Origin of the sequence: Pseudomonas karstica, from assembly GCF_009707515.1 — a bacterium.
Classification (GTDB): Bacteria; Pseudomonadota; Gammaproteobacteria; order Pseudomonadales; family Pseudomonadaceae; genus Aquipseudomonas; species Aquipseudomonas karstica.
Genome location: NZ_WLYI01000015.1, coordinates 1 through 24475 on the forward strand (window position 1 = coordinate 1; position 24475 = coordinate 24475).

Sequence of the window (24475 nt, forward strand, 5' to 3'; positions counted from 1 at the left end):
GTTGGCAAGGTCTTGCCCGAAAAATGTGCACAGTTATTTGCGAACCAGACCACTAGAATAGGCACCTGACTTTTTAGAGCTCGAGCCCTATATGCCCGATCCGGTTGATACTCGCGCGGTATCAGACTTACCGCTGGACGACCTAGTGGCATGCCATGAATGCGATTTGCTGATGCGCAAGCCAGAGCTTGCCCTCGGTGAAAAAGCTCAATGCCCACGCTGTGGTTATGAGCTCTACGCTCACCGCCACAACGTCGTTGAACGTAGCCTCGCCTTGGTAATCGCTGCGCTGTTGTTGTATGTGCCTGCGAACTTTTTGCCCATCATGGAGCTCAATCTACTCGGGCAGTCCTCCCAGGACACCGTGTGGAGTGGTGTCGTCGGCCTGTTTGACACCGGTATGCAAGGCGTTGCCGCTGTGGTCTTCTTGTGCAGCATGGGCATTCCCCTGCTCAAGTTACTGTGCCAACTGGCCGTGCTGCTGAGCATCCGTTGGAACATTGGTCGCAGCTATGGCTTGTTGTTGTATCGCATTTATCATCACCTGCGGGATTGGGGAATGCTCGAGGTCTACTTGATGGGGGTGCTGGTTGCCATCGTAAAGTTGGCCGATATGGCTTCCGTCACTGTAAGTTTGGGCCTGATCTGTTTTGTCAGTCTGTTAATGGTCCAGGTCCTGCTGGAGGTAATCATGTCACCTCACCAGATCTGGCAAGCGTTGTCAGGAGAGGATGCTTATGCGGGCGATTGATGCAGGCATTCTGATCTGTACCGAGTGTCACGAACTGAATAAGCAAGACCCAGGCTCCGACGGGCAAACCTGCACTCGTTGCGGCGCACTGGTCCACACGCGTCGTCCGAACAGCTTGATGCGTACTTGGGCCTTGTTGATCACGGCAGCCATTTTGTACATTCCCGCCAACCTGTTGCCGATCATGACCGTCAACTCCCTGGGTCAGGGCGACCCAAGTACCATCATGTCCGGAGTAATCCAACTGGCTCAACATGGCATGATTCCCATCGCGGCCGTCGTGTTTATCGCCAGTATTCTGGTGCCGACCTTCAAGTTGGTGGGCATCGGTTTATTACTGTTCTCAGTGCAGCGCCGCCAGCCGCTTTCCGCGCAACAACGGATTATCATGTACCGTTTTATCGAGTTCATTGGCCGTTGGTCCATGCTGGATATCTTTGTGATTGCTATCCTGGTGGCGGTCGTAAACTTTGGGCGACTTGCCAGCGTCGAGGCCAACCTCGGTGCCGCGGCTTTTGCCAGTGTGGTGATTTTGACGATGCTTGCCGCAGTAACTTTCGATCCCCGACTGATTTGGGATAACACGGAGTCGGACGACGACCATGAATGATTTGCCTAAGGCTAAAACCCGCCCATCCTCTAACTGGTCGGCTATTTGGGTACTGCCCCTGATTGCGTTAATTATTGGCGGCTGGTTGGGCTGGCGCGCCTATAACCAGCAAGGCATCGAGATACAGGTCCGCTTTGAAAGCGGCGAAGGCATTCAGGCCAACAAGACAGAAGTAGTCTACAAAGGCATGTCCGTGGGTAAGGTCAAGACTCTGGCCCTGGATGATGAGGGTAACAATCGTGGGGTGATTGCCACTATTGAGATGAACAAGGATGTCGAGCAATCCCTAAAGACCAACACCCGCTTCTGGCTGGTCAAGCCCAGCGTCAGTCTGGCGGGGATCACCGGGCTTGAAACCTTGGTATCGGGTAACTACATCGCGGCCAGTCCAGGAGATGGTGAGCCCGCGCGAAAATTCAAGGCGCTCTCTGAAGAGCCTCCTTTATCCGACGCCAAGCCCGGCTTGCACCTGACTCTCAAGGCTGAGCGCCTCGGCTCGTTGAACCGTGGCAGCCCGGTGTTCTACAAGCAGATCCAAGTGGGCCAGGTCAAAAGCTATCTGCTCTCCGAAGACCAGAGCACCGTCGAGGTCAAAGTCTACATCGAGCCGACCTACGCCAATCTGGTGCGTAAACATACGCGTTTTTGGAACGCCAGCGGCATTAGCATCGACGCCAACCTTTCGGGCGTCAAAGTACGCAGCGAATCCCTCTCCAGCATCGTCGCCGGTGGTATTGCATTTGCCACGCCAGAGAATCGCAAGGACAGCCCGCCCACGGACCCAAGCCTGCCATTTCGCCTATACGAAGACTTTGACGCCGCCGCTGCGGGCATCCGAATCAAGGTCAAGCTCAGCGATTTCGAAGGCTTGCAAGCTGGCCGTACACCCGTAATGTACAAAGGTATCCAAGTCGGTAGTTTGAAGGCCTTGAAGGTTGATGCTGACCTTTCCAGCGCGAGTGCTGAACTGACCCTGGACCCATTGGCCGAAGATTACCTGGTCGAGGGCACTCAGTTCTGGGTGGTCAAACCCTCTATCTCCCTTGCCGGAATCACCGGCCTGGAAGCGCTAGTCAAAGGTAACTACATTGCCATCCGCCCTGGTGACAAGGGCAGCACGCCGCAACGAGAGTTCGTCGCACGACCCAAGGCGCCACCATTGGACCTGCGTTCCCCTGGCTTGCACATGGTGCTGTTAACCGACAACCTCGGCTCGCTGGAGGTCGGCAGTCCGATTCTCTACAAGCAGGTCAAGGTCGGTTCGGTGCAGAGCTACCAGTTCTCACGCAAAACCAAAAAGTTGGTGATCGGTGTCCACATTGAGAAAGAATACGAAGGCTTGGTCAATGGTTCGACCCGCTTCTGGAATGCCAGCGGTGTGACGTTGACCGGCGGCCTCACTGGCGGCATCCAGGTGAAGAGTGAATCCCTGCAAAGCCTGATGGCGGGAGGTATTGCCTTCGAGACCCCCGAGCAGAATGTGCCGCTAAAAAAACGCATCCCACGTTTCCATTTGTTCCCGGATCGTGAAGCCGCCAACCAGCGAGGCACCCTGGTAACCATCAAGGTTGATCGCGCCGACGGTTTAAGCACGGGCACGCCGGTTCGTTTCAAGGGCCTGGATGTGGGCAAGATCGAAAGCGTCGACCTCAGCGCCGATATGCAATCGGTGCTGCTCAGCGCACGTATCACCGCAGTACCGGAGCGCATTGCCCGCGCAGGTAGCCAGTTCTGGGTGGTCAAGCCGGAGCTTGGGCTGATGAAAACCTCCAACCTGGAAACCCTGGTCACCGGCCAATACATCGAAGTCCAACCGGCCGTGAAAAGCACCGGGCCACAGAAAAATTTCATTGCCTTGGCGCAGCCGCCCGAGACCGGTGTGCAGGAAGCGGGGCTGAGCCTGGTACTCAGTGCTGCCCGCCGAGGCTCGTTGAAAACCGGTGTGCCGGTGACTTACCGTGAAGTCACGGTGGGCAAGGTCACCGGTTACGAGCTTGGTCAAACTGCTGACCGCGTTCTGGTTCATGTGTTGATCGAACCCAAATATGCTCCTTTAGTCCGCAGCGGCAGTCGTTTTTGGAACACCAGTGGTTTTGGCGCCGACTTTGGGCTCTTCAAAGGGGTGACGGTACGTACCGAGTCCATGGAAACCTTGATCCAGGGCGGCATCGCCTTTGCAACCCCGGACGGCGAGCGCATGGGCAACCCGGCTCGTCCCGAGCAGACATTCCCGTTGTTTGACCAGTTCGAAGACGAGTGGCTGACCTGGGCTCCGAAGATTCCCCTGGGCAAATAAACCCAACCCACAAAAAAAGGCCGTGATCCAATGGATCGCGGCCTTTTACGTTTCAGTGTCCCGATCAGACTTCGTCCAGCTCCGGCTCATCTGCCTGCACGCTAACCGTCGCCTTCACCACATCATGGCGGCGAATGTACTTCCAGTCAGCCTCGTCAATGTAGATCCCGTTCGGTCCGCTGCCGCCTTCCAGGTCAATCGCCACTTGGGCTGAGACTTGCGGCTTCACACTGGCCAGGATCGGCACGAAGCCCAACTGCAGACTGGTCTCCAGCAATGCCGCCTGGTTCTTCTCGTCGATGTCTGCCGCTTCGTCGAGGTAGTAAGGCAGACGCACGCGACCCGCCTGGTCCCGGTCCATCAAGTGCAACAACAAGTACATGTTGGTCAGCGCCTTGATGGTCATTGTGGTGCCGTTGGAGGCGGCACCGTCGATGTCGGTGTGAATCACCGGCTGGCCGTTGATCTTGGTGATCTCGAACGCCAGTTCAAACAGGTCCTTGAGGCCCAACTGGTTATGGTTCGCCGCCACCAGGCGTGCCAGGTATTCCTTGGCCTCTTCGTTCTTGTTGTCCTGCTCGGCGCTTTGGCTGAGGTCGAACACCGATAGGGTTTCGCCTTCTTCATATTGGCCGGCACTGTGGATGATCTGGTCGATATGCTTGAGGGCTTCCTTGTTTGGCGCCAGTACGATACGGAAGCTTTGCAGGTTGGACACCTGGCGCTTGTTGATCTCGCGGTTGAACAGCGCCAATTGGTGCTCAAGGCTGTCATAGTCGCTGCGGATATTGCGCAAGGTCCGTGCGATATCGGTCACTGCGGCACGCCGCGCCTTGCCCAGGGTCAGGGCTTCGTCAGTGCGGTGAGCATAAGCGTTGATCAGCAGGTACAGGCGGCGCTCCATATCGTCTTCGCTGTCGAACTTGGCCACGCCTTTGAGGCGCACCTGTGCGTACAGTGCGTCGATCTGGCCATCAGCGCGCAACAAACCTTGCCAACTGTCCTGATAGTCATTGAGCAGCGGCAGCAGGTTGTCCATGGAGTCGTCAACCGGGTCCATGAACGGTGTGCCGAATGGCAAGTCCGCTGGCAGTAACTGGCGACGGCGCAAGGCGTCATCCAGGGTACGTTGCTTGGCTTCCATATCCGCGATCTGCCGGCCTACCAGTTGCAGCTTGGCCGACAGTTGCTGGACGCGTTCGGTAAAGGCATCGCTGGAGCGTTTTAACTCGTCCTGAGCCGCTTCCATCTGCGCCAGTTGCTCCAGCTTCTCGCTTTCCTCGGCACTCAAGGTTTGCGTGCGGCGGAAATCTTCCAGGGCCTTCTGCGCGTCCAGCACCTGTTGGTACAGCGCTTCAGTCTGGGTCTTGCTCGCCGCGCGGTCAGAGACAACCGCCGCTTGGGTTTTCAGTTGCTTGAGTTCTTTTTCCAGGCGCTCTTTCTGGTCGCGCAACGCCGCGCGATCCGCAAGGGCCTGCAACGCCGGAGGTTCGATGTGCGAGATGTCGATGGACAGCCCTGGTACGTCGAAACGTTCACCCTTGAAACCGTCGAGGATCAGCTCCAGGGACTTCACCCACTGGCCGTCTTCATCCAGGGTGATGCCATGCTCGCCCAGCGGCAGGCTGAACAGCGAACTGTTGAACAGACGCATCAGACGCTCGACATCCTGCTGTGAGAACTCTTCCCGCAGTTTGGCGTAGCTGTTGTTGTCCGCATGGTCGAGTTGCTGCTTCACCGACTTCAGGCGTTTTTCCAGGTCCCGCAGGCGTTCGTCCAGGTCCTCGGCGCTGAACTGCCGCGACTGCGCCAGGGCGCCCGCCAATTCATCGTGAGCATCTTTCGCCGCCAGCAGTTGCTGCTCCAGCACCTTGACGTCGTCCACCAAGGCAAAGCGATGCTTGAGCACCGACAGCTCGCCGAGCCAACGCTGAATCCCACTGATCTCGCGTTCCAGGCGCATCAACTCTTGAGTGCCGCCGCGCTGATCGTTCTGCAGGGCGTCTTGTTCGTTGCGGTAATGTTCGGCCTGGATCGTCAGCTCTTCCTTGCGGGCACCGGCGTAGTCCGACCAGGTGCCCAGCAGCGAATCCAGCAGCGGCGACAAACGATGCAATTTGCCGCGCAGAGTGTCGCGCTGTTTCACGCCATTGGCCAGGGCCTCGACCAGTGGGCCGGCGGCCACCAGCGAGTTGTAGTCCTGCTCCATCCGCCGTACATCACGGAAGGCCTCTTCGCACGCAGCGATGTAATCGACACTGCCGGAACGCAGGCTGTGTTCAAACGCATCGAGGAACAGTTGCTTGAGCTTGGCTGCGGTGATTTCCCGCATGTGCAGCAGGTTGATAAACAACGCCCGGAAGGTCTTCAAGCTCTGTTCACTGGTGGAGCGCAGCGGAATCAGGGTCAGGTCCAGTGGAATCGAGGTATGCCCGCCCACCAGCAAACGGCGCAGTTCATCGGGCTTGAGTTCGTAGGCTTTCAAGCCTTCGCGCTCAAGGTTGGTGAACAGCTCTTTCTGACGCAGGCAGGTATCGTTCTTCTGGTAGTGCGCCAGGTCCAGCTTGCCAGCATAAGCAAAGAATTGGTGACCGAAACCGCCGCCCGGACCGCGCCCAACCACGCCGATCACGTGTGGGCCGTGGGGCAGGGACACTTCTACGAGAATGTAGCTGGTGTCGGTGGCAAAGTAGAACCGCCGGGATTGTTCCAGGGTGTACTTGCCGAAGCTCATGTCTGACATACGTGCCAGGATCGGGAACTGCAAGGCGTTGATCGAAGCCGATTTGCCAAGGTTATTCGCGCCATAGACCGACAACGGTTCTTCCAACGGGAACAAACCCAGGCTGTAGCCGGCGGTGTTCAATAGGGCGAAGCGGCGAATGCCGTAGCGTTCCTTGCTCATGCATCGGTCTCCTGTTCTTCGGCAATGGCGCGGGCCAGGGCGTCTTCTTCGCTGTCTTGCGCGAAGTCACTCAAGTCCAAGGGGTCATCGGTCTTGAGTAATTTCTCATCGCTGTCTTCGTCGATGATTATTGGAGCCGGCAACGGCAACACGCTGTGGACGCTGGCGGCGAGGTCGCGGTCTTGCTGCACCGACAGGCACACATCAAGGAAGCGGTGCATCGGCGGCAGGAATCGGTAGATACCGTTGTCCTCGCTGGCAAACCCGAGCTGAGTCATGCGGCGCATGATTTTTTCTTCCAGCTCTTCCTGGGTCTGCACTTCGGCCTGGATAAACAGATCGCGGTACTTCTCCAGCAACGAGGGCAGTTCATCGCGGCCCAGGCTGCCACCGTCGAGCACGGCAATCGGGTCACGTCCCTGGTCGGCCAAGTGTTCAACGATGATGAAGGTGAACAACGCCAGGCGCTGGGCGGTCTTGTTGACCTGCGCAGCGGCCACGGCGGTGTCTGGCACGAAATAGTAGAAACCCCGGGTATCGCACACCAGTTCAAAGCCCAAGGCCTTGAACAACGTGCGGTACTGGTCCTGGAAGTTCGACAATTGTGCGTACAGCTCCGGGTCGCGGCGGCTGACGTGGTAACCCTTGAACAGCTCGCGAAAGATCGGCGCCAGTTGGGACAGTTCGGATAGATCAAGATGCATAAGGTGTACTCGCAGAATGCTCGGCCGCGTCAGTGCTGGCCGCGAGCAGGGCGAATGAGCGCAGGCTGACCTGGTGCTCGTGTGTGTGGTAATCCTGACGTTCCAGGCGCTCGCGCTTGAAACGCTTCTCTCGCGACAGGCGCGAGAACCAATACAGCAACTCGTCGGTGTCGCCATCCGGCTCCTGTTCCAACAGCCAGGTCATCAGGTCCGGCATGGGCAGCGCGTCTTCGCAGCGCTCGAGCATTTCCTTGACCGTACGCGGCGCACGAGGGGCTTGGCCCTTGTGGGATTTGTGGGCCTTGGGGAAGCGCGCAGGCTTGGGCTCGAAGTTTGCCAGGGCATATACATAAGCCTCGACCTGGCTGGCACTGCCCAGAAAGGTGCTTTGCGGGCGGGTAAACATCGGCATTGCCGCTTGCGGTACCGCGTCCAGGCCCTTGCGGCGAATCGCTGACAACGCCAGCGCTGCGCCGCGGGTCACGGCGTTGTGCCGGCGCGCTTCTTCGCGCAGCGGCAGCAGCAATTCCCGGGCGTGGCGCAGGGTCAACTGGGCGCTGGTCTGCATCTCGAGGATGCGCGCGTGGGTGCGCAACAACATATCGTCATCTACCAGGTGGCCGAGGCGTTGCTGTTCGGTGAGCATGCGCAACAGCACGTTTTCCACCTTGCGCACGCCTTGCTCGAAGGCGCCGTCGGCGTTCACCAGTTGAATCATCGGCTCGACGTATTCGTCCCAGGTCGCCAGTACTTCGGCGTACCGCTGGCGCAACGGGATCTGCCGGTCGCTGGTCTTGGCGCGGTCGGCCACGGCGGCGAGGGCCTGTTCGTCGTTGGCGAGTTTTTTCAGCACGTCGCGCACGCGCATGTCCAGCAGCCGCAGTTGCCGGGCCAGGTCATGACTGTCGCGGATGTCGAAGGCGTCCTGGATATAACCGGCCAGGCGCTCGAGGTGGCGCAGATAGGCTTCGATTTCCAGGCACAGGCCTAGCCGGTGCTCCTTGCGAAGATAGGCGAGGAAGTCGTGAATCTGCGCATTGAGCTCGAAGCGGTTCGGGCTCTTGGCGACAGGCACCAGGATATCCAGGCGAATCCACACGTCCAGCAGGCTGGTGATGTCCTGGGGCGTGCTGTCCAGTTGTTGGGCGGCCAGTTGCGCGCGCAGTTCGCCAAGGCTCAGGGTGCCTTGGTCGAAGTGTTCGCACAGTGGCTCAAGCAGGGCCCAGTGTTCGGCGAGGGCGCGCAAGACGCGCTTGGGTTCGATCATGGGAATGGCCGGCTGGTTGACGATTAAAAGCAGCGATTGTACTGCATCCTCGAGGGGATTTATCCACAGCCGGTCAGGCACGTTTGTTGTGGGCTGCTTTAGATGATCAAGAGAAGTAATCAACTGCGGGCGATCTTCGTCGAAGGGCGGTAGAATCCCTTTTCTTTAGTTATCCACAAGTGGCCGACCTTTGCTTATCGAGTCCCGACGTCGCGCTTACTTGACCGCCATGCAGGTGGTCAACTGGCTGCCGCGCACCGAATTGCCCTTTGCCGCGCCTTCGCGGCCCGAGCTGCTGGAAACGCTTGAGCCCGTCGAGGCGCTTGAGCCTTCGGGTGAGGAAGCGGCTGCGCCTGTGGCGCTGGTCAAGCCGGCTGCTGAAGTGGCTGCAAGGCCAGTGGAACGGGTCAAGATCGAAGTGCCGCGTCCTTCGGCTACCGTCAAGCCGACAGTCGTGACCGGGGACGCACCGGCCCCGGTGCCCAAGACCCCGGTCGTGCCGCCTCCGCGCTTTGCCCTGCAACTGTTGCGAGCCGGGCGTTGCCTGCTGCTGGTGGAGTTGCCGACGGGTGAACGCTTCCAGGCCCGCGACCCGGCCTATCTGCTGCTCAAGGACATGCTGCGTGCCGCCGGCTTGCCGGACAGCCCGCAAATCGTCGGCGAGCCGGTGCGCTGGCCGCTGCTGGCCCGGGGCACGATGGACCAGGGGCCGGACGCTGCGCGGGATTTCGTGCAAGGTTTTGTTTCGGCACGCCTGGAAGATGAACCGTGTGCCAGCCTGTGGCTAATCGGCTTGCCAGCCGTACGTTTCGCCGGGGAAGCCAACGCCGAGGCCTGGTACCGCGAGCTACAGGTCGAAGGCCTGGGTTCGGTCTGGGCCTTGCCAGGCCTGGAGTTATTAATGGAAGAGCCACAGCGTAAGGCTGATGTCTGGCAAGCCATGCGCCGGCTGATGGCGCGCTGGAAAAGTACCGATGAGTGACGCTGTATCCTTCCGCCCGATGACCGAGGCGGACCTCGACACTGTACTGAAAATTGAATACGCGGCATTCAGCCATCCCTGGACCCGCGGGATTTTTCTCGACGGCCTGGGTAAATACCAGATCTGGCTGATGTTCGAGGGTGAACAGCAGGTTGGGCACGGGGTGGTGCAAATCATCCTCGATGAAGCCCATTTGCTGAACATCACCGTCAAGCCGGAAAGCCAGGGCCGCGGCCTGGGCCTGAAGTTACTGGAACACCTCATGTCCCGGGCCTATGCGGCCAGTGCCCGCGAGTGTTTCCTGGAAGTGCGCGACAGCAATACCGGCGCATTCCGGTTGTATGAGCGTTATGGGTTCAATGAGGTTGGCCGTCGGCGAGATTACTATCCCGCCGTCGGAGGCCGTGAAGATGCAGTCGTGATGGCTTGCACCCTGGTGGATTAGCCCCCAAAAGGCGGCCTGTCGAAAAACTGTAGCCGCTGGCCCAGCCTGCGATCGGCTGCGCAGCAGTCGCCTGGGCCTTGAGATGACTGAAGGTCCTTCGGACCTTATCGCAGCCTCGTACCTCGACAGCGGCTACAGAAAGCCAGGCCTTCATGCCGTGATGAGGCAGGACTAGCGGTTACCGTCCACCGGATCCTGCTCAGCCATTTCCGCTTCATCCAGCCCATTCCCTGCGCCAATCTCATCTTCATCGACGATACTCAAGTCCCAATCCGCCGGTTCATCGTCACCTTCTTCTTGGGCATCTCGTGCGCCATCTTCATGAATCAGCGTTTCCGGGCTCATGTCATCATCGGTCGACTCATGATCATCGGTCGACGCTCCGGTCATTCCGGCCTCCTGCACCCGCTCGCGGGGCAAGTGCTTGCGCTCCTTGCTGGGCGTTTCATCGCCGATTTTCGTCGTCGGCTCCTTCTCGCCAAAGTCCAGCTCGCGCATCGAGCCCATACGGTCTTCGTTGTCATCTATCGGCGCAGGCGCAGGTGCGTCGTAGGGACGGCGTGATTCAGTCATGGCCAATCCTCATACTGTGGGGCTTATAGTGTGTGGACCGGCACTACCCACTAAGATTCAAGGTAATTACGGTTTGGCTATCTGCATCCCGGGCGTGCTTTATTCCTGAGGTGACTTGGGCGGGCGGTTGTCTGTCAAAGCTGAGCATCATTCCTGAGGCTTTCCCTGATGAACGAACTACAAGACTTGCTTGATAACAACGAACGCTGGGCAGATGCGATCAAACAGGAAGATCCCGAATTCTTCGCCAAGCTCGCCCGCCAGCAGACCCCGGAATACCTGTGGATCGGCTGTTCGGACGCCCGGGTGCCAGCCAACGAGATCGTCGGCATGCTCCCCGGCGACCTGTTTGTGCACCGTAACGTGGCCAACGTGGTGCTGCACACTGACCTCAATTGCCTGTCGGTGATCCAGTACGCCGTCGACGTGCTCAAGGTCAAACACATCCTGGTCACTGGTCACTATGGCTGTGGTGGCGTGCGTGCCTCGATGCAGGATCGCCAGCTCGGCCTGATCGATGGCTGGTTGCGCTCGATTCGCGACCTCTACTACGAGCACCGCGAAGTATTGGGCCAACTGCCGACAGAGGACGAGCGGGTCGACCGTCTTTGCGAACTGAATGTGATCCAGCAGGTGGCTAACGTCGGCCACACCAGCATTGTGCAAAATGCCTGGCATCGCGGGCAAAGCCTGTCGATCCATGGTTGCATCTACGGGATCAAGGACGGTCGCTGGAAAAGCCTGAACGCCACCATCAGTGGGTTTGAGCAACTGCCGCCACAATATCGCCTGCGCCCGGTGGGTGCGGCCTAAGGGCTTTTGCGCTGACCACAGTTGCAGTTCGCTGATATCGAGGAGCACGTTCGGATTGCTGGGTTCCCTTAAGTGAAAGCGACTCTCTACTGTCAGGTCTGACAGTAGAGAGTGGCGATTTTGGGCGTAGGAAATATCTGTCTTTAAAAGGCTGGTATGTTGATGGGCGGTGCGGGCGGCGATTTTTTCAGCTGTTTTAGTTGAGCCTTGATCGCTGGCGTGGCGCATTTTGCATTTGCTTGCTCGGGCGCCAACTCACGAATCGAGGTATAGAACAGTTCGCAGGTCTGTTCCTTGCGCGTCACCTGCCAGGTATTCATGCAGCCTTTGAGTTGTACGTTGGCATCGCTGGCCGGTTTCTGGCCCATTTCCGCTTGCCAGCACGCTGCGCTCAAATCCTGGCCCATGACTTTCAAACCGACTTCGTCGGCCTTTTGTTCGTCGCCCCCGTAAGTGTCGAGGTTGGCGGCATACCAGATGTAGCTGGGGTGGTTGGCGCCCAGTACTGCCACCTTGCTACTTTCGGCCGGGCTGATCTGTGCCAGGTCCAGCACACCCAGGGTTTGGCCGTACTGCTGCTTGATCCAGCTGCGCACTGGCGCGCCGAACGCCACCATCGGCAACGAACCATTGGCGTGCAGGCTTAGCTCCTTGACCATCCGCGTCTGGTACTCGGTGAAGTAGCTGTAGACACCTTCCAGATCCTTTCCCGCTGTAGAGGGCGCGGCAATTGGGGCGATATCAATGATGGTCTGGTACTCCGGCGTCTGGGCCGCCGGTATGCCATTGGCGGTGAGCAGCGTGGCCCAGCGGTCGGTGGTGGCCGACTCCAGGTAATCCTGGAAATGGGTCAGGGAGTAATCCGGCGGGAAATGCAGCAGTTCGATGCTCTTGCGGTTTTCCAACGCCATGCCCAATGGCAGGAACAAGTACCAACTGAATTGCCACTTGCCATCACTGTTGAGCTTGCTGGCACCTTGATAGGCGAGATCTGCGGTGTTCAGCAATGCGCTCAATGGTTGACCATAGCTGTCCGGTACACCGCTGAAGGTGGCCAGGACCTTGCCCTGATCGGTTTTCACGCGGACTTTCGCTCGACTGTAACCGTCACGCTGCAAGCTCTGGGTCAGGTAGTGCTCGACGGTCTGCTCCAGCGTCATCGGACGAAAACAAATGACGCTGCAGTTATTGGGGTAAGCGAACAGTTGGGAGACCCGTTGCGGGCTACCCAATTGGACCTCGACATCAGCCTGTACCACCGCACTCAAGGTCAGTGCGGCCAAGGTAAAGGACAACCTGGTCAGTTTAAACATGCTTGATTCCTTGTCAGCGAATGCCCGTCTGCGCGGGATGAAGGCCCACCCTCACACAGTAGCGGCTGATCAGGAAAAACGCGTGAAAAAACTGTGCGCATGCCGCTATTGAACAAAAGCGGCTAGGCCTTGAAGTGCAAGGCGTTGCTCAGGTCCCCCATGGGTTTCTGGCCTCGGGCGATCATTGCGTCATCCCGTTGCTTGAGGCCGTCGAGCTTTTCCAGTTGGAACACCCGGGTAATCAAGCGCAAGATCGAAGCGGTGTCGTAAATTGTGTGATCCACCGTACCCTTGCGGGCAAAAGGCGAGACCACCAGCGCCGGAATCCGTGACCCAGGCCCCCAGCGATCACCTTTGGGCGGTGCTACGTGATCCCACCAGCCACCGTTTTCATCCACCGTGACGATGACTACCATGTTCTTCCACTGCGGGCTTTCCTGCAGCACTTTCAAGGTGCGGGTGATATGTCGGTCGCCCGAGGCCACATCGGCGTAACCGGCATGCATGTTGAGATTGCCCTGGGGTTTGTAGAAGGTCACGGCGGGCAGCTTGCCGGCCTCGGCATCGGCGAAGAACTTATTGGTGTTCGACTCGTCCCCCAGGCCGCCATCACGCAAGCGCTTGCTGCGCTCCACCGGGTTTTGCGGCCCTTGTTGCTTGAAGTAGTTGAAGGGTTGGTGATGGTATTGGAAGTTGGGGATCTTCGGAATGCCGCCCGAGTCCTTGAACTCGTCCAGGGTTGCTTGCCAGGCACCGGCATACCAGGCCCAGTCGATGTGTTTTTTCGACAGCTTGTCGCCGATGTGTTCGTGTGTTTGCGGTACCAGCACATTGGGCAAGTCGGGCTTGGAATAGTCCGGGTGCTCGGGGTCACGAATCCAGGTGGGCCAATAGGGCGGGGCCAAGGTGTTCACACCGTAACCGTCGGGTGTCAGCGCGCTGGGTCCGAATTGCGGGGGGCCGGTCATGGCGCTGGCTGGGGATTTGTCCAGGGGCTTGAGACGCGGATCAGTCGGGTCGTAGCTCTGCAACGCCGCGATCTGCGCCTTGGCCACCGATTGAGCCGCATCCGGATAAAACGGCGCCGTGGCGCTGATCAGGTACTGGTGGTTGAGGAACGAGCCGCCGAAGGCACCCTGGAAAAAGTTATCGCAGAGCACAAACTCCTTGGCCACATCCCATAACCTCAAGGCATAGCGGCTCTGGGCGTAATGACCCATGACCAAGCCTCCGGCGTCGCCCCAAGCCACGAACCCATCATTCTTGCCGCCATTGATCTGCATCTGGTTCTGGTAGAACACATGCCACAAGTCCCGTGTGACCAGGCTCAAGGGCAAGTCTTCGCCATTCGGGCCTTTAAGGGGGAAGGGCGCGTTGGGCAAGTTTTCCTGGAATTGCGCTTCGCTGGGATAGGTCACCCCGTCCACGCTTTGCGGGCCGACTTGTAACACCCCGCCCCAGGTCGCAGGCAAGGTGGTCAGCAGGCTACCATCGCGGTCACGTTGCTGGTAATCCACTGCAGTGAGGGCTGACAGTGGCTTCTCGACGCCAGGGAAATCAGCAAACAAGTTATTGAAACTGCGGTTCTCGGCGTAGATCACTACCACGGTCTTGACCTGTTCATGCAAGGCCTTGTCCAGCTCGGGTGGTGTCAGTGGCTGCTCCACCGGTTTGCCCGATACTTCGCTGGTATGGCCGCAGGCATTGAGGGTCGCCCCCACTCCCAGCACCGCGGCCCCTCCCAGGAAACGCCGCCGGCTGGTATCGACCGGCGGCTTGGTGTCAGTTTCGGGGGAAGGGCGGTCTTCGTGCTTGTCACTCATTGCTGGGAATCCCTGGCTGGCTAGTTGTTGCAAGATATTTCGCCAGAACGGTAGCAATGGAATGTGACGGAATTAAGGCAGCATCAAGCTACATGTCTTGCAACTGCCTCAAGGCATCACCGGCGGCATATACGTCAACGTCGTCCCCAGTGCCCATAGCAGAAACAGCACCAATGGCGTGTGCACCAACAACTGCACAAACGAGAAACCAATCAAATCCCGCGCCTTCAACCCCAATACCCCCAGCAGCGGCAGCATATAGAACGGGTTGATCAGGTTCGGCAGTGCTTCGGCGGCGTTGTAGATCTGCACTGCCCAACCCAGGTGATATTGCAGGTCATTGGCCACTTGCATCACGTAAGGCGCTTCGATGATCCACTTACCGCCGCCCGACGGGATAAAGAAGCCCAGCACCGCCGAGTACACGCCCATTAGCAGGGCGTAGGTGTCGTGGGACGCGATGGAGGTGAAGAAGGTCGAGATATGGTGAGCCAGGGTCTGGCCGTCACCGCCTTTGACCACGGTCATCAACGCCGCGATCGAACCATACAGTGGAAACTGGATCAACACTCCGGTGGTGGTCGGCACCGCACGGGCCACCGCATCGAGGAAGCTGCGTGGACGCCAATGCAATAACGCGCCCAGCATCAGGAACAGGAAGTTATAGGTATTGAGCCCCGAGATGGCGCTGATCGCTGGTTTGGTCGAGAACTCATGGAACAGCCAACCGGCCGCCAGCAGTGCCAGCAGAATCGTCAGCAGCGGACTGTGCTCCAGCCATTCGCCTGGACGGCTCGGTGGTTGTAGCTTGGGCAGGTTAAAGGCTGGGTCGACCCCGCAAGCCTCGGCATCACGAGCGGTATTGGGGCCTGGCGCGGTGGCATAGGCAATGATCAGCGAGACTACGATCAACGCCAGCAACAGCACGCCGGACTGCCAGAGAAAAATGGTGTCGGTGAAGGGAATCATCCCGGTGATCGACAGAATCGATGGCGGCAGGCTGGCAGGGTTGGCCTGCAACTGTGCGGCCGATGACGACAGCCCCAGCGCCCAGACGGCACCGAGCCCCAGATAAGCTGCGGCACCGGCAGCACGGTAGTCCATGCGCAGGTCCGTACGCCGGGCCAATGCCCGCACCAGCAGGCCACCAAATACCAGGGACAAGCCCCAGTTGAGCAGCGAGGCGACCATCGAGATAAGCGCCACCCAGGCCACGGCAGAGCGGCCGTTCTTGGGGATACGCGCCAGGCGATCAATCAACTTGACCGCAGGTGGCGAACTGGCGACCACATAGCCGCCAATCACCACGAAGGCCATTTGCATCGTGAAGGGAATCAAGCTCCAGAAACCATCGCCAAAGGCCTTGGCGGCCTCGGTCGGCGCGGCGCCCATGCTTAACGTCGCGACGCAAACAATGATCACAGCGAGGGCGGCAAACACCCAGGAGTCAGGAAACCAACGTTCGGCAAAGTTCGAGCAGCGCAAGGCAAACCGGGCATAGCGGCTTTCTTCGATAGGATCGGCCACGTTTCATTACCTCTTGTATTTATTATTGGGACAGCAGTTTTTGAGTGTTGGCAGTCGTGCTAATAATGCCGTCATCCCTGAAGAGGCCTGTTCGCGATCACAACCTGCGCCATGAACCTGCTCGCTCGCGATCAAGGTGATATTGCTTGATGATCACGCCGCTCGGGTTCACCTTCCAGTTTGGGGATGACACCCACTGTCGTATTTTGGAAGGTATTCGACGCATCTTCACCCAAGCGTATTCATTTGGGAATGTAGTTATCTTCATGGATCAATGAGTAAAACAAATATATTGTCCGCGATTGCCATGGCCAGGTTCAGCTCATAACCTCTACGCCATTTTGTTCGTCTGCCGAGCTTATTCATGACTGCCACCACTTATCCACAGGCGCAGCGTTTCTCTCGCTCCGACTACAGAACCCTGGGTTTGGCCGCCTTGGGCGGTGCCCTGGAAATTTACGATTTCATCATCTTCGTATTTTTCGCACTGACCTTGAGTCAACTGTTCTTCCCGCCAGAAATGCCTGAGTGGCTGCGCCTGCTGCAAAGTTTCGGCATCTTCGTCACCGGTTACCTGGCGCGGCCTCTTGGCGGGATACTGATGGCGCATTTCGCCGATCACTTGGGGCGTAAACGGGTGTTCAGCCTGAGTATCCTGATGATGGCCTTGCCTTGCCTGCTGATCGGGATCATGCCGACCTACGCGCACATTGGCTATTTTGCCCCGCTGATCCTGCTGGTACTGCGCATCCTCCAGGGCGCTGCGGTGGGCGGTGAAGTGCCCAGCGCCTGGGTATTTGTCGCCGAACATGCGCCAGCCCATCATCGGGGGTATGCCCTGGGTTTCCTGCAAGCCGGCTTGACCTTTGGCTACCTGCTTGGTGCGCTGGTGGCGACGCTGCTGGCGCAAGTGTTCACCGCGGCTGAAATCCTCGACTACGCCTGGCGTTTTCCCTTCCTGTTGGGCGGCGTGTTTGGTGTGATTGGCGTTTGGCTGCGGCGCTGGCTCAACGAGACGCCGGTGTTCCTGGAAATGCAGGCCCGCCGCGAGGCAGCGGCCGAACTGCCGTTGCGCACTGTCTTGCGCGAACACCGACATGCGCTGTTGCCGGCGATGATCCTCACCTGTGTGCTGACCTCGGCGGTGGTGGTGCTGGTGGTCATTACCCCGACCATGATGCAGAAAACCTTCGGCATGAGCCCAAGCCACACCTTCGCCTTGAGCGCATTGGGCATCGTCTTCCTGAACATCGGCTGTGTGCTGGCCGGCCTGTTGGTGGACCGTATTGGCGCCTGGCGTACAGTGCTGGTCTACAGCCTGTTGCTGCCGATGGGGATTGCCATCTTGTATGCCAGCCTGATCGCGGGCGGCGTCTGGCTCGGCGCGGCGTATGCCATTGCGGGCTTGAGTTGCGGGGTGGTGGGGGCGGTACCATCGGTAATGGTCAGCCTGTTCCCGGCGCAGATTCGGGTATCGGGAATTTCCTTCACCTACAACATTGCCTATGCGCTGTGGGCGAGTACCACGCCGTTGATGTTGATCGCGCTGATGCCCACGAGCCCGTGGGTATGCGTGGGGTATTGCGTAGTGATGGGGGCGGTCGGGGTGGCGAGTTCGGCGTACTTTGGCAGGCGCCACATTCAGGTGTGATGAGCCTTGCGTCAGTAGTTTTGACCTATGGCTCTATGATCAAACTAGCAACATTCGGGGCAATGGCAAGGTAGCGATCAGTTGCCCCCTTGAGCATTGGCGTGGATCTCGAAGTGCAGCATGTCGAACCATTGCCCATGCAACAGAAAACTTTTGCGTGAATGACCGTACTGGGTAAAGCCGCTGCGTTCCAGCACCCGGAGCGAGCCTGGGTTTTCCGGGCGCACCGTGGCTTCGATACGTAACAGTCCATGCTCGGCAAAGGCCTTGTGCAAACCCAGGGCTACCGCTTGCCGGGCCAGGCCGCGGCCGGTGTACTGCGCACCCATGCGGTAGCCCAGCGACGCGCAATGGTAGGAGCGGCGCCGCACCTGGGTAAAGTTGAGTCGCCCCACCAATACGCCATTTTCGCGCACAAGGTACTGATAGGCGCGATCTTCGTTCGCCTCCTGCAAGGCGGTTTCGATGGCCCGGGTCACACCGTCGAGGCTGTAGTAAGCGTTCGGACGGGCGTTGACCCAGCTTTCGAAAAACACCCGGTTGGTCAGCTCGAACGCCAGCAACTCGGTCGCGTCTTCCCACTGTGGTGGGGTTAATGTCAGGTTCATTCCTGGAAACCTCGCGGTCGGTGCACTCGCTGTTTTCATCTCACATTAGGGCCTGTGGATTCAAGAGCAATCAGGCACGGGCCTGACGCAAAGTACTGGGTTAACTCACCAGCTTCCACACTTGACTGTTATTTCAACGCCCGAGCATTTTCACCCAACGCGACGGCGGCAAACCGAAGGTACTGCGAAATTGTCGGGTCATATGGCTTTGATCGGTAAAGCCAGCCATCAGTGCCGCATCCACCAACGATTGCCCCTGGCCGAGCAAGGTGCGCACCAGGTCCAGGCGGCGCATGGTCAGGTAACGGTAAGGACTGGTGCCGAACAATAGGCGGAAATCCCGTGACAACGCCCAACGGTCGCGACCACTGTGCTCAGCCATTTCCTCCAGGGTGACAGGTCGGCCCAGAGCGCTATGGATAAATTCCCGGGCGCGCTCGGCGGCCGGGTAGTCGAAGGTTTTGCGGTTGACGCTGATGCCCGACGCATTGTTCAGGGCCTGGGCCAGATCGAACAGTGCGTCCTGTTCCTGCAGCGGATCAATCGGGCAATCCAGGCTTTGCAGCAGCACTTCGCTGGCGCGGTACAGCCACGGGTCACGGGACAAGCCGTTGTGGATAAACGGTAACGGCTTGCCGCCGAGGATCTGCTGGATCAGCGCCGGCTCCACATAAATCATCCGGTACTTGAAGCCTTCCTCGCTGCTGGCCCAGCCGTCGTGGACTTCATCGGGGTGCAGCACCATGGTCGTGCCCGGAAGGCTGTGGGTTTTGCTACCGCGATAATGAAAACTCTGCACCCCGAACAGGGTACGGCCAATGGCGTAGGTGTCGTGGCGGTGAGGGTCGAACCCGAACCCGGCAAAATATGCCTCGATGCGCTCCAGGCCACTGGCGTGGGGCGCGCGGTGCAGCCAGTCGATATTGGAAGTGGGTTTGCCCATGGTGGCTTGTCGCACGGTGAGGTGGAAACACGTTAACCCAGTCTGAAGCCACTGTCTGCCGGGGTCTTGTACGATTGTGCGCGCGCTGGGCAGACAGCTTCGCCGGGTTGATCATCGCCGGCCGTTTTTCTTATTTCATGCTGCCTCTTTAAGTCTGATGGAGCCTCGTGTTAAGTAGCGATACTTTTCAGAACACGTTCAATGCGAGGCCGATCATGAGCAAGTTACGCGTGGGTATTATTTTTGGTGGGCGTTCGGCCGAACACGAGGTGTCATTGCAATCGGCGCGCAACATTGTCGATGCCCTGGACCGTTCGCGCTTCGAGCCGATCCTGATCGGTATCGACAAGGCTGGCCACTGGCATCTCAATGACACCTCGAACTTCCTGATCAACCAGGAAAACCCGGCGCTGATCGCCCTTAACCAGTCCAACCGCGAATTGGCGGTGGTACCGGGCAAGGCGAGCCAGCAACTGGTGGAAACCTCCAGCCAGACAATGCTGGAACATGTCGACGTGATCTTCCCGATCGTCCATGGCACCTTCGGCGAAGACGGCTGCCTGCAAGGTTTGCTGCGCATGGCGGACTTGCCGTTTGTCGGCTCCGATGTACTCGGGTCGGCGGTGTGCATGGACAAGGACATCAGCAAGCGCCTGCTGCGGGATGCCGGAATCGCAGTCACGCCGTTTATTACCCTCAACCGTGGCAACGCAGCTCGCACCTCGTTCCAGCAAGCGCAGGAGAAGCTTGGGTTGCCCATGTTCGTGAAACCGGCGAACCAAGGGTCTTCCGTAGGCGTGAGTAAAGTTGGCAACGAAGCCGATTACCACGCGGCGGTTGAGTTGGCCTTGGGCTTTGACGAAAAAGTGCTGGTGGAATCGGCGGTCACAGGCCGGGAAATCGAATGTGCGGTACTGGGCAACGACCGACCTGTTGCCAGCGCCTGTGGTGAAATTGTGGTCTGTGACGGGTTCTATTCCTACGACAGCAAATACATCGATGGCCAGGCCGCCCAGGTGGTTGTCCCGGCCGATATCAGCGTCGAGGCCAGCGAGCGTATACGTGCCCTGGCCATTGAGGCTTTTGAAACCCTGGGCTGTGCCGGGATGGCGCGGGTCGACGTGTTTCTTACCGCCGAGGGTGAAGTGCTGGTCAACGAGGTCAACTCACTGCCCGGGTTTACCCGTATCAGCATGTACCCCAAGTTGTGGCAGGCTGCCGGGATGAGCTACAGCGAACTGGTCAGCCAGTTGATCGAACTGGCGCTGGAGCGGCATGCAGGGCGCAAGGGATTGAAGATCAGTCGGTGATTTCAGCCAAGCGGAGTGACATAGCCCACGCAATGAAGATCAAATGTGTGAACTGGCTTGTCGGGTCGCCGCACCGCTGCGATGACCATAAGTATCTACACAACGTCTGAAAGTCAGGATTTGTGTAGCCGCTGTCGAGGCACGAGGCTGCGATAAGGGCCGCAGGACCTTCAGCGATCTCAAGACCCAAACGACTGCTACGCAGCCGATCGCAGGCTACGCCAGCGGCTACAGGTGATCAGTGATCGACGGTCCTTGTAGCCGCTGTCGAGGCACGAGGCTGCGATAAGGGCCGCAGGACCTTCAGCGATTCCAAGGCCCAAACGACTGCTGCGCAGCCGATCGCAGGCTGCGCCAGGGCAACGACCGAGAGGGTCAATCGCCGCCCTGAACGGTTCAATCCCCCAGCGCTTCGCCTTCACGCCGTGGGTCGGCACCGCCGCTCCATGAAGCCTTGCCCTGGGCATCGCGCACGCGAACGATAGCCTGGGCACCGCTGGTCATGTCGATCTCGCTGAGGGCATGCCCCTTGTCCTTGAGCGCTTGTTTCAACGGCGCACTGAACAGCCCTTGTTCCAGCTCGGTGGCGCCGTTGCGGCTGCCGAAGTTGGGCAGGCCGACGGCGGCTTGCGGGTCCAGGTTCCAGTCGAGCATGGCCACCAGGGATTTGCTGACGTACTCAATGATTTGCGACCCCCCCGGTGAGCCAACCGTGGCCAGCAACTCGCCGCTCTGGCGGTCGAACACCAGCGTGGGGGCCATCGAGGAGCGTGGACGCTTGCCGGGTTCGATACGGTTAGCCACCGGTTGGCCGTTTTCCTCGGGGATGAACGAGAAGTCGGTCATCTGGTTATTGAGCAAAAACCCCTGGACCATGACGTGAGAGCCAAAGGCTGCCTCCACGGTGGTGGTCATCGATACGGCACCGCCCTGATCGTCCACCGCCACCACTTGTGAAGTGGAAATGCGCAGCGGCGAGCGGTCCGGTGCGTAAGCCACCTGGATTCCGGCGGGCTTGCCAGGCTTGGCGGCGCCCATGCTGCGATCGCCAATCAGTGCCGCGCGGCCGGCGAGGTAATCGGGAGCCACGAGGCCTGCGGCCGGGACTGGGACGAAATCCGAATCGGCGACGTAGAGGGCGCGGTCGGCGTAGGCCAGGCGGTCGGCTTCGGCTATCAGGTGGACGGCTTGCGGCAGCGGTTCCAGGCCCGCGGGGCTATCGGTTTTCACTGGTTTGAGTGGGGCCAGGGCCAGGCGCGGGTCCCGCGCTTCCAGGGCCTGCAAGGTGCCGAGGATTTGCGCAATGGCAATCCCGCCCGAAGACGGCGGTGGCATGCCGCAGATTTGCCAGCGCTTATAGTCGGTGCACAACGGTGTGCGCTCTTTGGCGACGTAGCCTTTGAGGTCGTTCAACGACAGGCTGCCGGCGTTGCTGTTGCCCTGGACCTTGCTGGCAATTTCCTCGGCAATCGGGCCCTGGTAAAGCGCATCCGGCCCTTCCTTGGCGATGCGTTTGAGCACGTTGGCCAGGGGCTGGTTTTTCAGCAGGGTGCCGCTGGCTTTGGGAGTCCCGTCTGCATTGAGGAAGTAGGCGGCCATTTCCGGCGAACGGGTGATATAGCGGTCGGCGGCGATCAGGCTGTGCAGCCGTGGTGAAATCGCGAAGCCCTGTTCGGCCAGGCGAATAGCCGGCTCAAATAACGTCGCCCACGGCAGGTGCCCGGTCTTTTTGTGTGCCATCTCCAGGGCCCGCAATACGCCTGGTGTTGCAACCGAGCGTCCGCCAATCTGTGCCTCGGGGAACGACATCTGCGAACCGTCGGCTTTCAAAAACAGGCGCTCGGTGGCGCCTGCTGGTGCGGTTTCGCGACCGTCGTAGGCGTGTACCTGTTTGCCATCCCACAGCATGATGAAGGCACCGCCACCAATCCCCGAGGATTGCGGTTCCACCAGGGTCAACACTGCTTGCATGGCAATTGCCGCATCAATGGCCGAGCCGCCCTTGCGCAGGATTTCCCGCCCGGCTTCGGCCGCCAGCGGATTCGCCGCGGCGGCCATATGGCGTTCGGCGTGACGCAGGCTCATGTCGGAGCGATAGCCCGAGCCGAGCTCGGGGGCCGGTGGTAATTGAGGGGCGGTGGCGCTGTGACAGGCGGCGAGGGTGAGGGCTGCGGCTATCACCGAGAGGGTGGCAAGCCGTTGACGGCGGGGAATCGAAAACACGCGATGAACTCCTTTCATGTTGAGAATGACCTGTTGTCCTTGGGGTAATGCTCTATAGGTAAGTCGTGCCTTGCATATACAGCACGGCCTTGCCGGAAATAATCACGCCCTCGCCCTTGGGTTCGCCGCTCCTGAGCGGACAGACCGCCGCCGGGTGGCGCCTAAGGGGTGGTTGCTAAAAGCGCCGACTGGGTAGATGTCTGGTTTCACCAGGGCGTTCCGTCTGTGGTGGGGAAGGCCTGGACACTAGCAGTGGGGGAGGGTGAGCGTCAAAAAACCGAGGGGTGAGCAATAGCCAATTGCTGGCGCATGGATGGGCGCCCGCTCAATCACGAAGAGTGTGTTGGGCGGGCGCTTAGGCCTAAGTTTCGACTCTGGCAGTAATGAAATGGATGAAACTATCCGCAGTTTACGGCGGGTTCTATTTCATTACACAGTTTTGAACGCCAAGGTTTTTTGCCGACGATAGAGAATGGTGGTGGCGGTAAATCCGCACAGCGCCGCGAACATCAACCAATAAGCGGGTGACGCTTTATCGCCCGTAGCCTGGACAAGCAGGGTCGAGATCGCGGGGGTAAAACCACCAAACACCGCCGTGGCCAAACTGAAGGCCAAGGAGAATCCTACGACGCGCACATTTTGTGGCATCACTTCAGTCAGTGCCGCGACCATGGCACCGTTGTAAATGCCAAAGAAGAATGAGAAGTACAGCAGGACAGTGAGCAGTCGTTCAAAACTCGCCGCCTCTGCCAGCCAGTGCATGGCGGGGTAGGCGGTGAAGATGCACAGCAAGGAGATCGCCAGCAACAGAGGCCGACGACCAATATGGTCGGAGAGCGCGCCGCCGATAGGCAACCAAATGAAATTGCTCACGCCGACCAAGAGTGTGACCACCAGGCTGTCGGTGGTGCTCAGGTTCAGTACAGTTCTGCCAAACGTGGGTGTGTAGACCGTAATCAGGTAGAACGTGGTGGTAGTCATGGATGCCAGCAGGCCGCCGGCTAGCACGGTGCGCCAGTTGTCGCGCATCGAGCGAAACACTTCGCGGGTAGTTGGGCGATGGTGGCGGGCAGTGAATGCTTCGGTTTCTTCCAGTGAGCGGCGAATAATGAAAATGAACGGGATAATCACGCAGCCAATGAAGAAGGGTATACGCCAGCCCCACTCGGCGATTTCAGCGGTCTGCATAGTGGCGTTGATTGTGTAGCCCAGCGCGGCCGCGACGATGATCGCAACTTGTTGGCTGGCCGATTGCCAACTGGTGTAGAAACCGGTGTGGCCAGGGGTCGAAATTTCCGCAAGATACACCGAAACACCGCCCATTTCCGCGCCAGCGGAGAAGCCCTGTAGCAGCCTGCCCAACAACACCAGAACCGGTGCCGCCACGCCAATGCTGGCATAGCCTGGCACCAAGGCGATCAATACCGTACCGGCGGCCATGATCGAAAGTGTCACGATCAGCCCTTTGCGACGGCCCACCTTGTCGATGTACGCCCCCAGCACAATAGCCCCCAATGGACGCATCAGGAACCCTGAGCCGAATACCGCGAACGTCATCATTAGCGAGGCAAATTCGCTGGTGGCGGGAAAGAACGTCTGGGAAATGTAGGTGGCGTAGAACCCGAACAGAAAGAAGTCGAACTGTTCGAGAAAGTTACCGCTGGTGACCCGAAAAATGGCACCTAATTTAGACCCCTTGGCGCGGGTTGTTTCAGTTGTTGTTTTCATCAT

At 59.0% G+C, this 24475-nt stretch carries 19 protein-coding genes; 8 read left to right on the top strand and 11 right to left on the bottom strand.

Translation table 11 applies throughout. From position 1 onward, the window contains the following. Window positions 1-91 precede the first annotated feature (91 nt). The 3 genes from GIR22_RS12340 to GIR22_RS12350 are packed head-to-tail and all read left to right on the top strand — an operon-like array spanning window position 92 to window position 3657. Entirely contained in the window at window positions 92-751 is a 660-nt protein-coding gene (locus GIR22_RS12340; RefSeq protein ID WP_154743591.1) for a paraquat-inducible protein A, read from the top strand. Then, the gene (locus GIR22_RS12345; RefSeq protein WP_154743592.1) at window positions 738-1361 is read left to right on the top strand and encodes a paraquat-inducible protein A; all 624 of its coding nucleotides are present in this window, start codon (window positions 738-740) and stop codon (window positions 1359-1361) included. The genes GIR22_RS12340 and GIR22_RS12345 overlap by 14 nt, the downstream gene beginning before the upstream one ends. Beyond that, on the top strand, window positions 1354-3657 hold the full coding sequence (locus GIR22_RS12350; protein WP_154743593.1) for a PqiB family protein: 2304 nt from the start codon (window positions 1354-1356) through the stop codon (window positions 3655-3657). The genes GIR22_RS12345 and GIR22_RS12350 overlap by 8 nt, the downstream gene beginning before the upstream one ends. Before the next feature lie 64 nt (window positions 3658-3721). Here the strand turns inward: GIR22_RS12350 and mksF are convergent, their stop codons facing one another. Genes mksF through mksB form a run of 3 tightly spaced genes read right to left on the bottom strand, consistent with a single transcriptional unit; the run spans window position 3722 to window position 8533 of the window. After that, the gene (gene mksF, locus GIR22_RS12355) at window positions 3722-6562 is read right to left on the bottom strand and encodes an Mks condensin complex protein MksF (protein WP_154743594.1); all 2841 of its coding nucleotides are present in this window, start codon (window positions 6560-6562) and stop codon (window positions 3722-3724) included. Continuing rightward, window positions 6559-7266, bottom strand: coding sequence for an Mks condensin complex protein MksE (mksE, locus tag GIR22_RS12360; RefSeq protein WP_154743595.1), 708 nt, complete (start codon window positions 7264-7266; stop codon window positions 6559-6561). Before mksE ends, mksF begins: the two co-directional genes overlap by 4 nt. After that, a complete protein-coding gene (mksB, locus tag GIR22_RS12365) occupies window positions 7256-8533 on the bottom strand; it encodes an Mks condensin complex protein MksB (protein WP_154743596.1) in 1278 nt (425 codons plus the stop codon). The genes mksE and mksB overlap by 11 nt, the downstream gene beginning before the upstream one ends. 229 nt (window positions 8534-8762) lie before the next feature. Here mksB and GIR22_RS12370 point away from each other — a divergent pair, with 229 nt between their 5' ends. Both GIR22_RS12370 and rimI read left to right on the top strand, forming a co-directional pair. Further along, window positions 8763-9515 carry an energy transducer TonB gene (locus tag GIR22_RS12370; RefSeq protein WP_154743698.1) on the top strand — a complete coding sequence of 251 codons (753 nt, stop codon included), beginning with the start codon at window positions 8763-8765 and terminating at the stop codon, window positions 9513-9515. Then, on the top strand, window positions 9508-9960 hold the full coding sequence (gene rimI / locus GIR22_RS12375; protein WP_154743597.1) for a ribosomal protein S18-alanine N-acetyltransferase: 453 nt from the start codon (window positions 9508-9510) through the stop codon (window positions 9958-9960). The genes GIR22_RS12370 and rimI overlap by 8 nt, the downstream gene beginning before the upstream one ends. A gap of 171 nt (window positions 9961-10131) precedes the next feature. Here rimI and GIR22_RS12380 read toward each other — a convergent pair whose 3' ends face one another. Then, entirely contained in the window at window positions 10132-10533 is a 402-nt protein-coding gene (locus GIR22_RS12380) for a serine kinase/phosphatase (RefSeq protein ID WP_154743598.1), read from the bottom strand. 168 nt (window positions 10534-10701) lie between these two features. On the opposite strand from GIR22_RS12380, the gene can reads away from it, so the two are divergent. Next, entirely contained in the window at window positions 10702-11346 is a 645-nt protein-coding gene (gene can / locus GIR22_RS12385; RefSeq protein ID WP_154743599.1) for a carbonate dehydratase, read from the top strand. Between the two features lie 143 nt (window positions 11347-11489). On the opposite strand, the gene GIR22_RS12390 is transcribed toward can, so the two are convergent. The 3 genes from GIR22_RS12390 to GIR22_RS12400 all read right to left on the bottom strand — a co-directional run bounded on the left by GIR22_RS12390 (window position 11490) and on the right by GIR22_RS12400 (window position 16009). After that, entirely contained in the window at window positions 11490-12659 is a 1170-nt protein-coding gene (locus GIR22_RS12390; RefSeq protein ID WP_154743600.1) for a hypothetical protein, read from the bottom strand. Between the two features lie 122 nt (window positions 12660-12781). Beyond that, window positions 12782-14482 carry an acid phosphatase gene (locus tag GIR22_RS12395; RefSeq protein ID WP_154743601.1) on the bottom strand — a complete coding sequence of 567 codons (1701 nt, stop codon included), beginning with the start codon at window positions 14480-14482 and terminating at the stop codon, window positions 12782-12784. Window positions 14483-14590: 108 nt separating this feature from the next. Continuing rightward, window positions 14591-16009 (bottom strand): TIGR00366 family protein, encoded by a 1419-nt coding sequence (locus tag GIR22_RS12400; protein ID WP_178122222.1) that lies wholly within the window; start codon window positions 16007-16009, stop codon window positions 14591-14593. A 364-nt stretch (window positions 16010-16373) separates the two neighbouring features. Between GIR22_RS12400 and GIR22_RS12405 the strand changes: the two genes are divergently transcribed. Continuing rightward, a complete protein-coding gene (locus GIR22_RS12405) occupies window positions 16374-17660 on the top strand; it encodes an MFS transporter (RefSeq protein WP_154743602.1) in 1287 nt (428 codons plus the stop codon). Between the two features lie 77 nt (window positions 17661-17737). Here GIR22_RS12405 and GIR22_RS12410 read toward each other — a convergent pair whose 3' ends face one another. Together GIR22_RS12410 and GIR22_RS12415 are read right to left on the bottom strand one after the other, a co-directional pair. Next, entirely contained in the window at window positions 17738-18268 is a 531-nt protein-coding gene (locus GIR22_RS12410; protein ID WP_154743603.1) for a GNAT family N-acetyltransferase, read from the bottom strand. 133 nt (window positions 18269-18401) lie between these two features. Further along, window positions 18402-19211 (bottom strand): AraC family transcriptional regulator, encoded by an 810-nt coding sequence (locus GIR22_RS12415; protein WP_154743604.1) that lies wholly within the window; start codon window positions 19209-19211, stop codon window positions 18402-18404. A gap of 215 nt (window positions 19212-19426) precedes the next feature. Here GIR22_RS12415 and ddlA point away from each other — a divergent pair, with 215 nt between their 5' ends. Further along, window positions 19427-20521 carry a D-alanine--D-alanine ligase gene (gene ddlA, locus GIR22_RS12420; RefSeq protein ID WP_154743605.1) on the top strand — a complete coding sequence of 365 codons (1095 nt, stop codon included), beginning with the start codon at window positions 19427-19429 and terminating at the stop codon, window positions 20519-20521. Between the two features lie 396 nt (window positions 20522-20917). On the opposite strand, the gene ggt is transcribed toward ddlA, so the two are convergent. Together ggt and tcuC are read right to left on the bottom strand one after the other, a co-directional pair. Further along, entirely contained in the window at window positions 20918-22762 is a 1845-nt protein-coding gene (gene ggt, locus GIR22_RS12425; RefSeq protein WP_154743606.1) for a gamma-glutamyltransferase, read from the bottom strand. 411 nt (window positions 22763-23173) lie between these two features. Next, window positions 23174-24475, bottom strand: coding sequence for an MFS transporter (gene tcuC, locus GIR22_RS12430; protein WP_154743607.1), 1302 nt, complete (start codon window positions 24473-24475; stop codon window positions 23174-23176).

Bases quoted from the DNA above. Each gene is read 5' to 3' on its own strand.
- GIR22_RS12345 (WP_154743592.1), top strand. From the start codon at position 738: ATGCGGGCGATTGATGCAGGCATTCTGATCTGTACCGAGTGTCACGAA.
- mksE (WP_154743595.1), bottom strand. From the start codon at position 7,266: ATGCATCTTGATCTATCCGAACTGTCCCAACTGGCGCCGATCTTTCGC.
- GIR22_RS12405 (WP_154743602.1), top strand. From the start codon at position 16,374: ATGACTGCCACCACTTATCCACAGGCGCAGCGTTTCTCTCGCTCCGAC.
- ggt (WP_154743606.1), bottom strand. From the start codon at position 22,762: ATGAAAGGAGTTCATCGCGTGTTTTCGATTCCCCGCCGTCAACGGCTT.
- rimI (WP_154743597.1), top strand. From the start codon at position 9,508: ATGAGTGACGCTGTATCCTTCCGCCCGATGACCGAGGCGGACCTCGAC.
- mksB (WP_154743596.1), bottom strand. From the start codon at position 8,533: ATGATCGAACCCAAGCGCGTCTTGCGCGCCCTCGCCGAACACTGGGCC.
- GIR22_RS12340 (WP_154743591.1), top strand. From the start codon at position 92: ATGCCCGATCCGGTTGATACTCGCGCGGTATCAGACTTACCGCTGGAC.
- GIR22_RS12350 (WP_154743593.1), top strand. From the start codon at position 1,354: ATGAATGATTTGCCTAAGGCTAAAACCCGCCCATCCTCTAACTGGTCG.
- ddlA (WP_154743605.1), top strand. From the start codon at position 19,427: ATGAGCAAGTTACGCGTGGGTATTATTTTTGGTGGGCGTTCGGCCGAA.
- GIR22_RS12380 (WP_154743598.1), bottom strand. From the start codon at position 10,533: ATGACTGAATCACGCCGTCCCTACGACGCACCTGCGCCTGCGCCGATA.
- GIR22_RS12395 (WP_154743601.1), bottom strand. From the start codon at position 14,482: ATGAGTGACAAGCACGAAGACCGCCCTTCCCCCGAAACTGACACCAAG.
- mksF (WP_154743594.1), bottom strand. From the start codon at position 6,562: ATGAGCAAGGAACGCTACGGCATTCGCCGCTTCGCCCTATTGAACACC.
- tcuC (WP_154743607.1), bottom strand. From the start codon at position 24,475: ATGATGAAAACAACAACTGAAACAACCCGCGCCAAGGGGTCTAAATTA.
- GIR22_RS12415 (WP_154743604.1), bottom strand. From the start codon at position 19,211: ATGGGCAAACCCACTTCCAATATCGACTGGCTGCACCGCGCGCCCCAC.
- GIR22_RS12390 (WP_154743600.1), bottom strand. From the start codon at position 12,659: ATGTTTAAACTGACCAGGTTGTCCTTTACCTTGGCCGCACTGACCTTG.
- can (WP_154743599.1), top strand. From the start codon at position 10,702: ATGAACGAACTACAAGACTTGCTTGATAACAACGAACGCTGGGCAGAT.
- GIR22_RS12410 (WP_154743603.1), bottom strand. From the start codon at position 18,268: ATGAACCTGACATTAACCCCACCACAGTGGGAAGACGCGACCGAGTTG.
- GIR22_RS12370 (WP_154743698.1), top strand. From the start codon at position 8,763: ATGCAGGTGGTCAACTGGCTGCCGCGCACCGAATTGCCCTTTGCCGCG.